General features: G+C 73.7%; 12 protein-coding genes. 7 read left to right on the forward strand and 5 right to left on the reverse strand.

Features of this window, described 5'->3' with window-relative positions; translation table 11 throughout:
- The first annotated feature begins 77 nt into the window (after window positions 1-77).
- From pdxA to def, 5 genes are all read left to right on the forward strand, one after another.
- Window positions 78-1,106, forward strand: coding sequence for a 4-hydroxythreonine-4-phosphate dehydrogenase PdxA (gene pdxA / locus ACWED2_RS08065; RefSeq protein WP_449689715.1), 1,029 nt, complete (start codon window positions 78-80; stop codon window positions 1,104-1,106).
- On the forward strand, window positions 1,103-2,380 hold the full coding sequence (locus ACWED2_RS08070) for an MFS transporter (protein ID WP_449689716.1): 1,278 nt from the start codon (window positions 1,103-1,105) through the stop codon (window positions 2,378-2,380). Before pdxA ends, ACWED2_RS08070 begins: the two co-directional genes overlap by 4 nt.
- On the forward strand, window positions 2,352-3,140 hold the full coding sequence (locus ACWED2_RS08075) for a DeoR/GlpR family DNA-binding transcription regulator (RefSeq protein WP_449689717.1): 789 nt from the start codon (window positions 2,352-2,354) through the stop codon (window positions 3,138-3,140). Before ACWED2_RS08070 ends, ACWED2_RS08075 begins: the two co-directional genes overlap by 29 nt.
- Window positions 3,133-7,803 carry a DEAD/DEAH box helicase gene (locus tag ACWED2_RS08080; protein ID WP_449689718.1) on the forward strand — a complete coding sequence of 1,557 codons (4,671 nt, stop codon included), beginning with the start codon at window positions 3,133-3,135 and terminating at the stop codon, window positions 7,801-7,803. The genes ACWED2_RS08075 and ACWED2_RS08080 overlap by 8 nt, the downstream gene beginning before the upstream one ends.
- 346 nt (window positions 7,804-8,149) lie before the next feature.
- Entirely contained in the window at window positions 8,150-8,650 is a 501-nt protein-coding gene (gene def, locus ACWED2_RS08085; RefSeq protein ID WP_449689719.1) for a peptide deformylase, read from the forward strand.
- Between the two features lie 3 nt (window positions 8,651-8,653).
- Here def and ACWED2_RS08090 read toward each other — a convergent pair whose 3' ends face one another.
- The 4 genes from ACWED2_RS08090 to ACWED2_RS08105 form a co-directional block, all read right to left on the reverse strand.
- Window positions 8,654-9,715, reverse strand: coding sequence for a GNAT family N-acetyltransferase (locus ACWED2_RS08090; protein ID WP_449689865.1), 1,062 nt, complete (start codon window positions 9,713-9,715; stop codon window positions 8,654-8,656).
- Window positions 9,716-10,007: 292 nt separating this feature from the next.
- On the reverse strand, window positions 10,008-10,739 hold the full coding sequence (locus ACWED2_RS08095) for a VOC family protein (protein WP_449689720.1): 732 nt from the start codon (window positions 10,737-10,739) through the stop codon (window positions 10,008-10,010).
- A gap of 58 nt (window positions 10,740-10,797) precedes the next feature.
- Window positions 10,798-11,565, reverse strand: coding sequence for a maleylpyruvate isomerase family mycothiol-dependent enzyme (locus ACWED2_RS08100; protein WP_449689721.1), 768 nt, complete (start codon window positions 11,563-11,565; stop codon window positions 10,798-10,800).
- Window positions 11,555-12,610: an SAV_6107 family HEPN domain-containing protein gene (locus ACWED2_RS08105; RefSeq protein ID WP_449689722.1), complete on the reverse strand. Its 1,056-nt coding sequence runs from the start codon at window positions 12,608-12,610 to the stop codon at window positions 11,555-11,557. Before ACWED2_RS08105 ends, ACWED2_RS08100 begins: the two co-directional genes overlap by 11 nt.
- Window positions 12,611-12,777: 167 nt before the next feature.
- Here ACWED2_RS08105 and ACWED2_RS08110 point away from each other — a divergent pair, with 167 nt between their 5' ends.
- Together ACWED2_RS08110 and ACWED2_RS08115 are read left to right on the forward strand one after the other, a co-directional pair.
- A complete protein-coding gene (locus ACWED2_RS08110) occupies window positions 12,778-13,290 on the forward strand; it encodes a YbaK/EbsC family protein (protein WP_449689723.1) in 513 nt (170 codons plus the stop codon).
- A complete protein-coding gene (locus ACWED2_RS08115; RefSeq protein ID WP_449689724.1) occupies window positions 13,287-13,859 on the forward strand; it encodes a GNAT family N-acetyltransferase in 573 nt (190 codons plus the stop codon). Before ACWED2_RS08110 ends, ACWED2_RS08115 begins: the two co-directional genes overlap by 4 nt.
- Before the next feature lie 19 nt (window positions 13,860-13,878).
- Here ACWED2_RS08115 and ACWED2_RS08120 read toward each other — a convergent pair whose 3' ends face one another.
- Window positions 13,879-14,745, reverse strand: a complete 867-nt coding sequence (locus ACWED2_RS08120) for a DMT family transporter (protein ID WP_449689725.1) — start codon at window positions 14,743-14,745, stop codon at window positions 13,879-13,881.
- Between the last annotated feature and the right edge of the window lie 219 nt (window positions 14,746-14,964).

Below are 14,964 nucleotides of genomic sequence, written 5' to 3' on the forward strand. Positions count from 1 at the left end.
GCCTCGCCCCCACACGCCATGCAGGCAGCGCGGGCCCCGGGTCCTACCGGCGTCCCGGCCATCGGAAGGAACAACCCGTGAGCGACCTCCCCGTCCTCGCCGTCACCCTCGGCGACCCCGTGGGCATCGGCCCGGAGATCACCCTGAAGACCCTCGCCGAGCCCGAAGCCCTGCAGCTGGCGCGCGGGTTGGCGGTCGGCGACGCGCTCGTGCTCGACCGCGTCGCCCGGCACCTGGGCCTGTCCGTGGAGATCAACCCGATCGCCACGGTCGCCGACGCCCGCTTCACCCCCGGCGTGATCGACGTGCTGAACCTCGGCGTGGTCACCGAAGACCTGCCGTGGGGCGAGGTGAACGCGACAGCGGGGGCCGCGGCGGTCGGCGCGATCGAGGTCGCGACCGGGCTCGCGCTGAAGGGCGAGGTCGATGCGATCGTCACCGCGCCGATCAACAAGGAGGCCATCTGGGCAGCGGGCTCGCGGCACCTCGGGCACACCGAACTGCTCGGCGAGCTGACCGGCTCGACCCGGTTCAACACGATGTTCTGGGTCTCCGGGTTGAAGATCTTCTTCGCCACCAGGCACCTTTCCCTGCGCGAAGCGATCAACCGGATCACCCGGGAGAACATCGAGCACGCGATCCGGGAGGCGTACACCGCGCTGGAGGTGTTCGGCACGGAGAAACCGAGGCTGGCGGTGGCGGCGCTGAACCCGCACGGCGGGGAAAACGGCAAGTTCGGCGACGAGGAGATCGTCGCGATCGCGCCGGCGGTCGCCGCCGCGCGGGCGGCCGGCCTCGACGTGGTCGGTCCGCTCCCCGCGGATTCCGTGTTCCACCAAGGGATCCAGGGCCGGTTCGACGGCGTGCTCTCGCTCTACCACGACCAGGGCCACATCGCGTCGAAGACCTACGACTTCGACGGCACGGTCTCGGTGACGGTCGGCCTGCCGATCCTGCGCACTTCAGTCGACCACGGCACGGCGTTCGACATCGCCGGCACCGGCCGGGCGTCGCACGCCACCATGCGGGCGGCGTTCAAGGCCGCGGCCACCCTGGCGCCGTACGCGCGGAAGCTGCCCGTCATCTACCCGCCGGGCCTGCGGTGATCCCCCGCAAGCGCTGGGCGTACGTCATCCCGGTCGCGGTGGTCATGTACATGCTGGCCTACCTCGACCGCACGAACGTCGCGGTGATCCTGCCCTACATCGGCGCCGACTTCCCGTTGTCGGCCGGCGCGAAGGGGCTCGCGAGCGGCATCTTCTTCGTCGGCTACCTCGTGCTGCAGATCCCCGCGGCGGTGCTGGCGGCTAAGTGGAGCGCCCGCAAGACCGTACTGCTGCTGATGATCGCGTGGTCGGTCGCGGCGGTGCTGTGCGGTCTGGTGCGGAGCGAAACGCAGCTGCACCTGGCCCGGCTGCTGCTCGGGCTGTTCGAGGGCGGGGTGTGGCCGGCGGTGCTGGTCCTGCTGGCGTCCTGGTTCCCGCAGGCCGAACGGGCGCGGGCGAACGCACTGTGGATGACGTGCCTGCCGATCTCGGCGATCCTCATGTCGCCGCTGTCCGGGTTCATGCTCGACCACATGTCCTGGCGCTGGGTGTTCGTCCTGCAGGGGCTGCCGCCGCTGCTGTGGGCGGCCGTCTGGTGGTTCGCGGTGGCCGACCGGCCGGCCCGGGCCCGGTGGATCTCCGCGGCGGAACGCGAATACCTCGAAACCACCTTGCGGGCCGAGGAAGAAGCGAAACCGGCGTTCGCGAAGCAGGGGTATCGGCAGGCCTTGGCGAACCGCCAGGTGCTGCTGCTGGTCGGCATCTACTTCTTCTGGGTCACCGGCTTCTACGGCTTCTCCCTGTGGCTGCCGTCGGTGGTGAAGACGATGACGGGCGGCTCGGCCACCACCGTCGGCTTCCTGTCGGCCGTGCCGTACGTGCTGGCGCTGGGCGGGATGGTCGCGTGCGCGCACTGGTCCGACCGCACCGGCAACCGGCGGCTCGCGGTCGCGGTGCCGCTGCTCGTCGCGATCGCCGGGCTGCTGGTGGGCAACCTCGCGCACTGGCCGTCGGCCGTGCAGCTGGTGCTGCTCTGCGTCGTGGCCACCGGCGTCTACATGCCGTACGGGCCGTTCTGGGCCATCCCCAGCCGGGTCCTCGGCATCGAGGTGGTCGCCGTGGCGATGGGCCTGATCAACGCGCTGGGCAACCTCGGCGGGTTCGCCGGGCCCTACCTGGTCGGCTGGCTCACCGACGTCACCGGCACCGCCACCACCGGGTTCGTCGTCCTGGCCGCGTTCCTCGCCGTGGCCGCCGGGCTGACGTTCTTCGGGCTGAAACCCGCGACTGTGGAAGGGTCGGCGCATGTCCCAGCCGCGACCAGGCACCCGTGACCGGCGCGCGATGCTGCTCGAGGCCGTCCGCGACGGCGCCGGCGGCATCGCGGAGCTGGCCGAAGAGTTCGGCGTCTCCGAGTCGACGATCCGGCGCGACCTCGCCTCGCTCGCCGGGGCGGGCCACGTCGTCCGCACCTACGGTGGCGCGCTCGACACCGAACGCAGCCCCCGCGAGAAGGACCGGGAGAACTCGGCAGCGAAGGAAGCCATCGCGCGGCAAGCCGCCGCGCTGGTGCAGGACGGCGAAGTCGTGCTGCTCGACTCCGGAACCACCGCCGGGCGGCTCGCCCGCCAGCTCGCCCACCGCGAAGGGCTGACCGTGGTCACCAACGGCGTCACCGCGATCCGCGAGCTCGCGGGCTTCTCCGGGATCGACCTCATCGTCCTCGGCGGCCGGCTGCGGCACCCCGGCGAAGCGATCCTCGGCGAGACTGTGCTCGCCCAGCTGCGGCACATCTCCCCCGATCGGGTGTTCCTGGGCGCGGACGGCGTGGTCGCCGACCGGGGGCTGTGCTGCTCGTCACTGGAGCAGTCGGTGGTCAAGCACGCGATGCTCCACGCCGGTGGCGCAGCGTACGTGCTGGCCGACCATTCCAAGCTGGACCAGGCCCCTTTTCCCTACTGGACGCCGCTCGACCGTGAATACCGGCTCATCACCGACGAGCCGAAGATCGACGTCACCTTCCCGCAGTTCGCCCAGAGCGTGATCCTCGCGGGCGGACCCGAAATTGTCGGTGGTGCCGCGCATCATGAATGACGTGGCTACCGACGTGCTCGACCTCTTCTCGCCCGCGACCCGGGACTGGTTCGCGGGGGCCTTCGCCGCGCCCACCGCGGCGCAGGAAGGGGCCTGGCGGGCGGCACACGCGGGCGAACACGCCCTCGTCGTGGCGCCCACCGGGTCCGGCAAGACGCTGTCCGCGTTTCTCTGGGCGCTGGACCGGCTCTCGGTGGAACCACCGCCGGCCGAAGCGACGAAACGCTGCCGGATCCTCTACGTCTCGCCGCTGAAGGCCCTGGCGGTCGACGTCCAGCGGAACCTGCGGGCCCCGCTGGCCGGCATCTCGCAGGCCAGCCGCCGGCTCGGGCTGCCGGTGCCGGGCATCGAAGTGGGCATGCGCACCGGCGACACCACCGCGGCCGAGCGCCGCACGTTCGCCAAGACCCCGCCGGACGTGCTGGTGACCACGCCGGAATCGCTGTTCCTCATCCTCACGTCGTCGGCCCGGGAATCGCTGCGCGGCGTCGAGACCGTGATCGTCGACGAGGTGCACGCGGTCGCCGGCGGCAAGCGCGGCGCACACCTGGCGCTCTCGCTGGAGCGGCTCGACACGCTGCTCCCGAAGCCGGCGCAGCGGATCGGCCTCTCGGCGACGGTCCGCCCGATCGACGAGGTCAGCGCGTTCCTGGCCGGCGGCCGTCCGGTGCGGGTGGTCCAGCCGAAGCTGGCGAAGACCATCGAGGTCCGCGTCGAGGTCCCGGTCGAGGACATGAGCAACCTCGACGCGCCGCGCAGCGGCCCGGCGCCGAGCCCGCTCGACGCGCTGGAATCCCTGGAGTCGCTGACCGAGGCCTTCCCGCCAGGAGACATCGCCCCGGGCGGGCTGGGCACGCTGGAGGAGATGGCCGGCAACCCGGTGCAGCGGCCGTCGATCTGGCCGGCGGTCGAGGAGCGGGTGCTGAGCCTGATCCGCGCGCACCGCTCGACCATCGTCTTCGCGAACTCGCGCCGGCTCACCGAGCGGCTCACCGCCCGGCTGAACGAGCTGGCCGCCGAGCAGACCGAGCTGACCCCGGCCGACGCGTTCCCGGCGGAAGCCGTGGGGCAGTCCGGCGTGAGCACCGGTGCGCCGCCGGTGATCGCCCGCGCCCACCACGGGTCGATGTCGCGGGAGCAGCGCACGCACGTCGAGGAGTCGCTCAAGTCCGGGCAGCTGCCGTGCGTGGTGGCGACGTCGTCGCTGGAGCTGGGCATCGACATGGGCGCGGTCGACCTGGTGGTGCAGATCGAGGCGCCGCCGACGGTGGCGTCCGGGCTGCAGCGGGTCGGCCGGGCCGGGCACCAGGTCGGCGCGGTGTCGTCCGGCGTGATGTTCCCGAAGTTCCGGGGAGACCTCGTCTCCTGCGCGGTCGTCGCAGAGCGGATGGCGAGCGGCGCGATCGAGGCGGTCCGCTACCCGCGCAACCCTCTGGACGTGTTGGCACAGCACGTCGTCGCCATGGTGGCGCTGGAGCCGTGGACGGTGCCGGAGCTGGCGTCACTGGTCCGGCGGGCGGCCCCCTTCGCCGCGCTGCCCGACGATGCCCTGCACGCGGTGCTCGACATGCTCGCGGGCCGGTACCCAAGCGAGGAGTTCGGCGAGCTGCGCGCGCGGATCACCTGGGATCGCATCGCCGGTGAGCTGCGCGGGCGCCCCGGCGCGCAGCGGCTGGCCGTCACCTCGGGCGGCACCATCCCCGACCGCGGCCTGTTCACCGTGATGACGCCGGGCGCGGACGACAAGCCGGGCTCGCGCGTCGGCGAGTTCGACGAAGAGATGGTGTACGAGTCGCGCGTCGGCGACACCATCCTGCTGGGCACGTCGTCGTGGCGGATCACCGACATCACGCACGACCGCGTCATCGTGGTGCCCGCGCCGGGCGAGCCGGCGCGGATGCCGTTCTGGAAGGGCGACGCGCCGGGCCGTCCGCTGGAACTGGGCCGGGCGCTGGGGAAGTTCGTCCGCGAGCTGTCCACTTCGGACGAGGTGAAGGCGCGCGAGCGGGCCGAGGCGGCGGGGCTGGACGAGCGGGCGTGCGACAACCTGCTCGCCTACCTGGCCGAGCAGAAGGCCGCCACCCGGCACGTCCCGAACGACCGGACGATCCTGCTGGAGCGCTACCGCGACGAGCTCGGCGACTGGCGGATCGTCGTGCACTCGCCGTTCGGCGCGCAGGTGAACGCGCCGTGGGCGCTCGCGATCGCCGCGCGGCTGCGGGAAAACCGCGGGGTGGACGCGCAGGTGGCGCACTCCGACGACGGCATCGTTTTGCGGCTGCCGGACGCACTGGACGCCGAGGGCGGCGAAGTCACCATCGGCGCGGACGACGTGCTGCTCGACCCCGAAGAGGTCGAGCAGCTGATCGTCGCCGAGGTCGGCGGCTCGGCCGTGTTCGCCGCGCGGTTCCGGGAGTGCGCGGCCCGGTCGCTGCTGCTGCCCCGCCGGGATCCGCGGCGGCGGACGCCCTTGTGGCAGCAGCGGCAACGAGCGTCGCAGCTGCTGTCGGTCGCGGCGAAGTACGAGCGGTTCCCGGTCGTGCTGGAGGCGATGCGGGAGGTCCTGCAGGACGTGTACGACGTCAGCGGCCTGCGTGAGCTGATGGCCGACGTCCGGGCCCGCAAGGTCCGGCTGGTGGAGGTCGAAACGCCGGCCGCGTCGCCGTTCGCGCGCAGCCTGCTCTTCGGCTACATCGGGATGTTCCTGTACGAGACCGACGCACCGCTGGCCGAGCGGCGGGCGGCGGCGCTGTCGCTGGATTCGGCGCTGCTGGCCGAGTTGCTGGGCACCGAAGCGATCCGGGAGCTGCTGGATCCCGAAGCCGTCGCCGAGGTGGAGCGCTCGCTGCAGCGGCTCGACCCGGAAAGGCACGCGCGCTCGGCCGAGGACGCCGCCGACCTGCTGCGGTTCCTCGGCGACCTGACCGTCGAAGAGGCCGCCGAACGCGGGATCCAGGCGGAGTGGCTCGCCGAGCTGGAAGCGGCGCGGCGGGCGATCCGGGTGCGGATCGGCGGCGCGGAACGGTTCCTGGCGATCGAGGACGCCGGCCGGGTGCGAGACGCGCTGGGCACCGCCCTGCCGGTGGGCGTGCCGGAGGCGTTCACGGAACCAGTGGCGGACCCGCTCGGTGACCTGCTGTCGCGCTACGCCCGCGGCCGGGGCCCGTTCGCGGCGGCGGACGCGGCCGCGCGGTTCGGGCTGGGCACCGCGGTCGTCACCGGGGTGCTCGACCGGATGACCGGGGAAGGCCGCCTGGTGCGCGGCGAGCTGAGCCCGGTCGGGCACCCGGAAACCCACGGCGTCGGCGTCGAGTACTGCGATGCGGCGGTGCTGCGCCGGCTGCGGCGGGCGTCGCTGGCGAAGCTGCGAGCCGAAGTCGAGCCGGTCGAGCCGGCGGCGCTGGGCCGGTTCCTGCCGGCGTGGCACGGGTTCGGCGGACGCGTCCGAGCGGCCCCGACGGCGGACGACGTGCTGTCGGTGGTGGAGCAGCTCGCCGGGGCACCGTTGCCCGCGAGCGCGGTGGAGTCGCTGATCCTGCCCGGCCGGCTGCCGGGCTACTCCCCCGCGCTGCTGGACGAGCTGACGACGGCGGGCGAGGTCACCTGGGCCGGCTGCGGCGCGCTGTCCGGTGGCGACGGCTGGATCGCCCTCGCCCCGACGGACGTCGCCGACCTCCTGCTGCCCGAAGTCGTCGAGGACATCCCGACCGGCCCGCTCCACGACGCCATCGCGTCCACTTTGGAGGGTGGCGCGCTGTTCTTCCGCCAGCTGGTGGACCGGGCGACGGTGCTGGTGGACAAGGCGCCCAACGACGCCGAAGTGGTGGCGGCGCTGTGGGACCTGGTCTGGGCCGGGCTGGTCACCGGCGACACCCTGGGCCCGCTGCGGGCGCAGGTCGCCGGGCACGGCGCGCACAAGCCCCGGCGCCAGGCACCCCGCGGCCGGTACGCACGCCTGCGGGCGGGGCGGCCACAGATGCCTTCGCGGTCCGGGCCACCGACAGTAGCGGGCCGGTGGGCGCTGACCCCACCCCGAGAAACCGACGCGACCCGCCGGGCCCACGCACGAACGGAGGCGTTCCTGGAACGCCATGGAGTCCTGACCCGCGGCGCGCTCGACACCGAACGCGTGACGGGCGGGTTCTCCGGGATCTACAAGGTCCTCCGCGGCATGGAGGACACGGGCCAGGTAATCCGCGGGTACGTGGTGGAAGGTCTCGGCGCGGCCCAGTTCGCGGCGAAGGGCGCGGTCGACCGCTTGCGGGCGCTGTCGGGTCCCGGCCGCCCGGCCCCGGGCCGCCCGGTGGTCCTGGCCGCGGCGGACCCCGCCCAGCCATACGGCGCAGCCCTCCCCTGGCCGGCGGCGACGGGAGACACGAAGCACCGCCCCGCCCGCAAGGCGGGCGCACTGGCGGTCCTGGTCGACGGGGTCCCGGCCCTGTACGTGGAGAGAGGAGGCCGATCCCTGCTGAGTTTCACGGAGGAGCGCGAGCCGCTGTCGGAGGCGGCCCAGGCCCTGTCGGCAGCGGTCCGCGAGGGCTGGCTGGGCCAGCTGTCGGTCCAACGCGCGGACGGCGAGCAAGCGCTGACCTCGGAACTGGCGGAGGTGTTGCAGGAGGCAGGCTTCCGCGCCACCCCATCCGGCCTGCGCCTGCGGGCCTGAGGGCTCGCCGGGCCTGCGGGAAACCGGCCAGGGAGCGCCGCGTCCCGGGCGGTGCGCTGCCCACCGCGAGTGCAGCCTGCCACCGGGGCAACCCGACCGGCCGCACCGCGACCAGAGCCACCGACCGCCGCAACCCACAAGCCCACCCCGGCAACTCGCCGACCCCACCCGCAACCCGGCCTGCCCACCGCCCCGCGGTCCGAGTCGCCGCCCACAGCAGGCAACCACCGGCGCAGTCAGCCGGCCGCGGAGGGTCTCCCAGCGCGGCGGGTTGGCGATTGCCGCGCGATCGTCTTCTGGGCTGGCCTAAGCTGCCAGTCCGACACGCACGAAGGATGTTCTGCTCATGGCGATGCGCGAACTGCGCTATTTCGGGGACCCGATCCTCAAGTCCGTCTGCGATCCGGTCACCGTGTTCGACGAGAAGCTCGAAGCGCTCGTGCGGGACCTGGTCGATTCCGTCAAACCCGCCGGGCGGGCCGGGCTGGCCGCGCCGCAGATCGGCGTCGGGCTTCGCGTTTTCAGTTATGACGTTGCCGGGCTGACCGGGTATGTCGTCAATCCCGAGATCGTCGAACTGTCCGAAGAAACGCACGAGATCAACGAAGGCTGCCTGTCGGTGCCGGAACTGTGGTTCCCCACCAAACGGGCGAAGCACGCCAAGGTCCGCGGCGTCGACGTCCACAACGAACCCATCGAGGTCGAAGGCGAAGACGTGCTGGCCCAGTGCCTGCAGCACGAGACCGACCACCTCGACGGCGTCCTCTACCTCGACCGGCTCACCGCCGAACGCAAGAAGTCCGCCATGCGTGAAGCGCGCGACAAAGACTGGTTCTGGAAGCGCTGAAGCTCAGGCCGGCAGGAACATCCTCAGCCGGGCGCCGTCCTCGGTGCTGCGTTCCGTGCGCAGGCCGGCCCGGGCTGCCGTCCGGGGCAGGATGTCGTCGCCCGCCAGGGAGTCCGCGGACAGCTCCGTGATGCCCTGGGCCTCCGCCAGCACCGCGAGCCGCGCCAGGAGGGCCGTGCCGATTCCCTGCCGCTGCCAGTCGTCCTCCACCAGGAGGGAGATCTCGGCGCCGCCCGTCGTCATCGGGATGAGCTGGGCCAGGCCGATCACCTCGCGGCCGAACACGGCGAGCACGCTCGTGCCGCGCGGCGGCACCAGCAGCCGGTGCAGGCGGCGGCGCGGCACCGTGCGCACTCCCGAGTGGTAGCGCCGGAACAGCGTGGCCATCGAGCAGCGGCGGTGCAGCTCGGCCACCGCGTCGGCGTCACCGGGGACGCCCTTGCGCAGGACGATCGCCGCGCCGTCCGGGCGGTCGAGGACCACCGGGCCGGCCGCGTTCCGGGCCGCCGCCGCGAGCAGCGCCACCAGCGCTTCGGCGCGGGTCAGCTCCAGCTGCACGAACGGCGCCCACTGGCGGCGCGCCACCAGCGCACTGCCTCCGGCCAGCACGAACACCGCCCGGTGTCCGCTCTCCGTGCGCGCCGGGTTCGCCTCGGCGGCCGGGACGAGCGTGACGACGTCCGCGGCCAGGACGTCCTTCAGCACTTCGGCGAGGCGGGCCGGGTCGTCGATCGCGCGGCGGGCCGCGAGCAGCGTCGAGGCCGACGGGTCGACGAGGTCGTGGACGTCGGCGTCGATGATCGCCGTGCACTCGCAGCCTTCGGCGCGGATGGCGTCGACCAGGTGCCGCCGGGGCAGGCCGGTGGCCGGGCGCAGCACGATCTCGTCGAGCACCCCGCCGGGCACCGGCAGCACGGACAGGCCGAGGATGTTGCACTCGAGGTCGGCGAGCCGGATGGCGATCCGGGCGAGGGTGCCCGGGTGGTCGTGCATCCGGATCCGCACCCGCCACGCGGACGGCGCCGCCGGCTCCTCGACGGCGGCCGTCCGGCCCGGCTGGGGCAACGCTCTGGAGGTCTCCATGCCCCCACGGTCCCCCGAGGTTGTTGCCTTCCCAGGACGCCGGTGTTTCGCGCAGGTCAGCGTTCGACGCGCCGCCGCAACGCCGCCGAAACACCCGAACCGGACCTCAGCTCGAACGCCGGCTCTGCCTGGTCGCCCATCCGGACGAGGCACCCTGCGCCCGCAACCTGGCGAACGTCGCGCCCGAATGCTCCAATCGGCGCTCGACGCTGGGCGAACCGGCCGCAGCAGCGGGCTTCGGTCCGGCGCGCTCCCGGGCGATCCCGACGCCGGGTCAGCGTGGGGTGAGCACGCAGAACTCGTTGCCCTCCGGGTCGGTCAGCACCCGCCACGGCAGCGCGGAACCGCCCAGGTCCGCCGGCGCCGCACCGATCGCGAGGACCTCCTTCACCGCCTCGGCGTGATCGGCCTCCGCCGGGGGTGCGACGTCCAGGTGCACGCGGTTCTTGACCCGCTTGACGTCGTCGTTGCGCAGGAACTCCAGCCACGGACCCCGGCCGGACGGCGCGCGCAGCCCCACCAGGACGTCGCCTTCGCGGGCTTGGACCGGCCACCCGGTGATCCGTGCCCAGAAGGCCGCCAGAAGCTCCGGATCGTGGGCGTCGACCAGGATCGACGCGACCGCGCCGGTGTCCGCGTACCGCTCGCGGGGTTCGAGGACGCAGAACTCGTTGCCCTCCGGATCGGCGAGCACTACCCACGGCACCGCGCCCTGCCCGACGTCGACCCGGCGGCCGCCCAGCTCCAGGGCGCGGGCCACCAGCTCGGCCTGGTGCTCCGGGGTCGTGCTCGCCAGGTCCAGGTGGATGCGGTTCTTGACCTCCTTGGGTTCGGGAACCGGCACGAAGACGAGGTCCAGGTCCCAGCCGTCGCTCTCCGGAGCCCGGACGTCGATCTCGCCGGCCTCCTCGACAGCGACGCGCCAATCGAGCAGCGCGGCCCAGAAGCCCGCCAGGACTTCCGGCCGCGCCGCGTCGATCACCAGGTTCACCAGGCGCGTGGTCATGCGCCGCAGGCTATCCGCCACCTCCGACAATTCCGGTTCGGCTTCCCCACCGGCCGGGTCATCGGGTTGCGAGCCGCAGCAGCGCCCAGAGCTGGGCCGCCTGGTCGTGCACGCCGCGCACGGTCACCGCGGTCAGGGACGCGCGGCCCCAGAGCCACAGGTAGATCTGCGCGGGCTTGGCCGTGACGACGTCGTCCGCGGCCTCGGCCTCCTCGGCCGAACAGCGCCAGGCTTCCGTGGTGGCGGGTCCGGCCCGCGCGATCCAGCTGTGCGCGCCGGCCCGGACGCCGACCGAGCCCGCCTTCGTGCCGGTCAGGCCCAGCATCGGCAGCTTCTGCCCGAACCACAGGGTGAGCACCTCGTCGATGCCGTCGATCGCGACGTCGTCGGGCACGCCGCGCGGCTCGGCGCCGGCCGCCTGCTCGACGTCGACCCGGTGGACGACCGTCTCGTGCAACATCCGGCGCCGCCAGAACCCGTACGTCCGGTCCGCCGGCCACCAGGTGTCGGCGCGTTCCTCCGGGTCGTGCGCGGCGAGCTCGTCGAGCAGTTCGGTGAGGCCCGCCTCCAGGAATTCCTGCAGGCTCTGGCCCGGCTCGGGCTCGCGCGGCCAGTCTTCCGGGCTACGGCCGTCGGTCAGCCGGCGCCGGACCATCCGGTAGAGGCTGCCGACGTGCCGGGCGACCTCGCCGAGCGACCAGCCGGGGCAGGCGGGCACCGGGGCTTCGGTCGGCGCCGTGTGCACCACCTCGGCCAGCAGCCTGCCTTCGATTCCCAACGCCGTGAGCAACCGCCCCTGGTCGACCGGGCCGTGCTCACGCGACATGGGCTTCCCCGGTGATCGGCAGGCCGTGCACGAGACGGCGGACGAGCTCCAGGAACGGCGTGGCGGCCCCGACCAGCCCGGCGGCGGACTCGGCGGTGACCTTCCCGGTGATCCCGGCCTGCGCGGCGGCGCGGGTGGCCGAGTTGCTGGCGAAGAAGGCGGACCACTCCCGCAGCTCGGGGGCGACGGAGTCGAGCAGCACCCAGGTGCTGGCGGGCCGGGCCCGCCCCCGGTGCGGCCGCCCCCGGGCGGCGAGCACCGCGGCGGCGCCTCGGAGAGCGGCGAGGTAGGCGCCGATGAAGCGTTCGGCGGGCCGGGTTTCCTGCGCGGCCTCGGCGAGCCCACGCCGGGCTTGGGCAAGCAACCCGGCGGCGGCCGGCGAAGCGGGCGGGCGCAGGGACATGGGCAGCTGGGACTGGTCGGAATCGGCACCGGGCGGGCGCAGCGCCATGGGGAGCTCGGGGCCGGCCGGCGCCTCGGGAACCGGCAGCTCGGACGCGCCGACAGCAGGCGACGCCACGACGGGCGGGCGCGCGGCTGCCGGTGCAGCAGCGAAAGAGGGTGCTGCCGGCTGGGGAGCCAGCGCGGCGGCCGGCAGCTCGAGCTGCACGGAATCGGCAACAGCGGAATCGGCGACAAAGGACTCTGGACGACCGGCGACCACGCCGACATCGACCGGCCGGGCCTGCTCCGGGATCGCCAGGGCCGGAAGCGGCAGCTCCGACTGGCGGGAGTCCGCCTCGGGTCGCCCGTGGTCCGCGACATCCGAAGGCGAAGAGCTCGGCAGCTCGGAACCCGCCTCCGCAACCGGCGAGCTCACCGATTCGGGCTGTCCGGCCTCCGCGACCGCCGAGGTGCACAGGGAGATCGGCAGCTGGGGCTGCCGGGAGTCCACCGCCGACGAGCGCTGCCGCGGCTCCGCTCCGGGCGCCAAGCACTGCCGGGACCGGCCGCGCTGGGAGCCGGCCGGGGCCGGCTGCGGGCGCAGCGACATGGGCAGCTCCGGCTGCCCGGGATCCGTGGGGGACACGACCTTGACGGACATGGCGACCCTCCTCCTGCGCGGGTGAGCCCCGGCACCTGACCGGCACCCACTCACCGATGTCGAACGCCTGTTCGAACAATTTCCAGAGTAACCCCCGACCCGCTGCCCGCTCAACCCCAGGGGGCGTGGTGCGGGACACCAGGTCGGTGCCGTGATCTCATAGGTTCATGAGTTCGCTGGAGCACCCCGCCGTCGCCAAGGTGGCGGCCGCGCTGGCCGAAGCCGGACAGCACGCCGCCGCCGAGGGCATCCGTGTCCTGCCCGCCGAGGTCCGGACCGCCGCCCAGGCGGCCGAAGCACTCGGCGTGCCCGTCGGGGCCATCGCCAACAGCCTCATCTTCCGCCTGGGGTCCGACAAAAAAGCGCTCCTCGCCCTCACCTCGGGTGCCCACCGCGCCGATCCGGGCACCCTCGAGCAGCTGGCCGGGGGCGAAATCGGCAAGGCCGACGCCGACTTCGTGCGGGCGCACACCGGGCAGCCGATCGGCGGCGTCGCCCCGGTCGGGCACCCCGAGCCGCTGCCCACCCTGGTCGACACCGCACTGCGCGCGCACGACGTCGTGTGGGCCGCCGCCGGGCACCCGAAGGCCGTGTTCCCCACGACCTTCGCCGGGCTGGTCGCCTTGACCGGGGGCACCCCCGGCGCGCTCGGCGGCGCGGAGGAGGATGGGCAGCCGTGACCGCGATGCCCGCCGGCTGCTCCCGGTACGTCCAGCTCTCCGCGGACGAGTTCCGCGCCCGCCTGCCCGAAGCGCTCGACATCTACGTCCGGGCGATGCGGTACCCGGCGGGCACCGCCGAGCAGCGCGCGCCGATGTGGCTCACCCACGCGCTGCGCGAGGGCTGGCGCTGCATGGCCGCGCTCGACGCCGACGACGTCCTGCTCGGGGTCGCCTACGGCTACCGCGGCCGGGCCGGGCAGTGGTGGCACGAGCAGGTGCGCCACGGCCTGAGCCGCCGGGCCGGCGCCGCCGAGGCCGACCGCTGGCTGGCGGACTACTTCGAGCTGACCGAGATCCACGTCCGGCCGGAGAACCAGGGCCACCAGATCGGCGAGGACCTGCTCCGCAGCCTCCTGGACGGCGTCCCGAGCGCGAACGTGCTGCTGTCGACGCCCGAGGGCACGAGCCGGGCGTGGAAGCTCTACCGCCGGACCGGGTTCGTCGACGTCCTGCGCGACTACCACTTCGCGGGCGACCCGCGCCCGTTCGCGATCCTGGGCCGGGCGCTGCCCCTCGACCCGCGCTGAGCCGAGGGGCAGCGGGTGCTCAGCGCGGCTCGGGTCGCCAGTAGCCGACGACCAGGGCCGCGACCAGCACGGCGGCGCCGCACCACGCCGTGACGCCCAGCCGTTCCCCGAGCACCGCGGCGGAGAGCACCGCGGCCGTCAGCGGCTCGAGCACCGCCGACAGCGAGCCGAGCACGGGGTGCGCGTCGGCCAGGCCGCGCAGGTACGCGGCGTACGCGAGCGCTGTCGGGACGGCGCCGAGGTAGCAGACGGTCGCGAGGACGTCCGCGTGCAGCGGGATCGCCATGCCGGACCAGCTCGCCACCGGGAGGAGCAGCAGGCCGCCGGTGAGGCAGCCGAACGCCGTCGTCGACAGCGGATCCAGGCCATCGGCGGGCTTCGCGGTGACCAGGGTGAGGGTCGCGAAGCCGGCCGCCGCGAGCAGGGCGAAGCCGAGGCCGCCGAACGAGATCGCTTCGCCCGGTGACCACTGGAGCAGCACCAGGCCGGCGAGGGTGCCCGTCACGGAGACCAGCGTCCAGCGACGGAGCCGCCGCACCGACGCGAGGGTGACCATGACGGGCGCGGCGCCGATCGTGGTCATCGTCGCGACGCTCACCGAGCTGAGCGCGACGGCGGCGAAGTAGCTCGCCTGGAAGAGGGCGAAGAGGCCGCCGACGGCGAGGATGCGCCGGGCGGCGTTCGCCGTCCGCGGCAGGGGGCGGCCGTTGAGGAGGAGGGTCGCGGCCGCACCGCCGACGAGCAGCCGGTAGTCGGCGACGGCGAGCGGGTGGAGGCCGGCCCGCCGCGCGAGCAGCGACCCGGCGAGGCCGCCGGTGCCCCAGAGGACACCGGCGAGGACCAGCGCGGCCGACGAGCGGGCGCGCGTGGGTAGGGCGAGGGACATGAACGCTCCTGCGTCTGCGTCGAAGGAAGGGGAGTTCGACGAACGCGGGGCGGTGCGCACCACGAATCAGCCGCGGGCCTCGGAGGCCACGCGGCGAGGGACCACCCCGCTCAGGCGCGGGGCGGTGGGGTGACGAAGAGGATTCGGCGCACGAGATCAACCTAACGGGGAGAAGCCGAACGGGGCCACCGGTTTACCGGTGGCCCCGTTCCCGAGCAC

The sequence above is a fragment of the Amycolatopsis sp. NPDC005003 genome, from assembly GCF_053600695.1.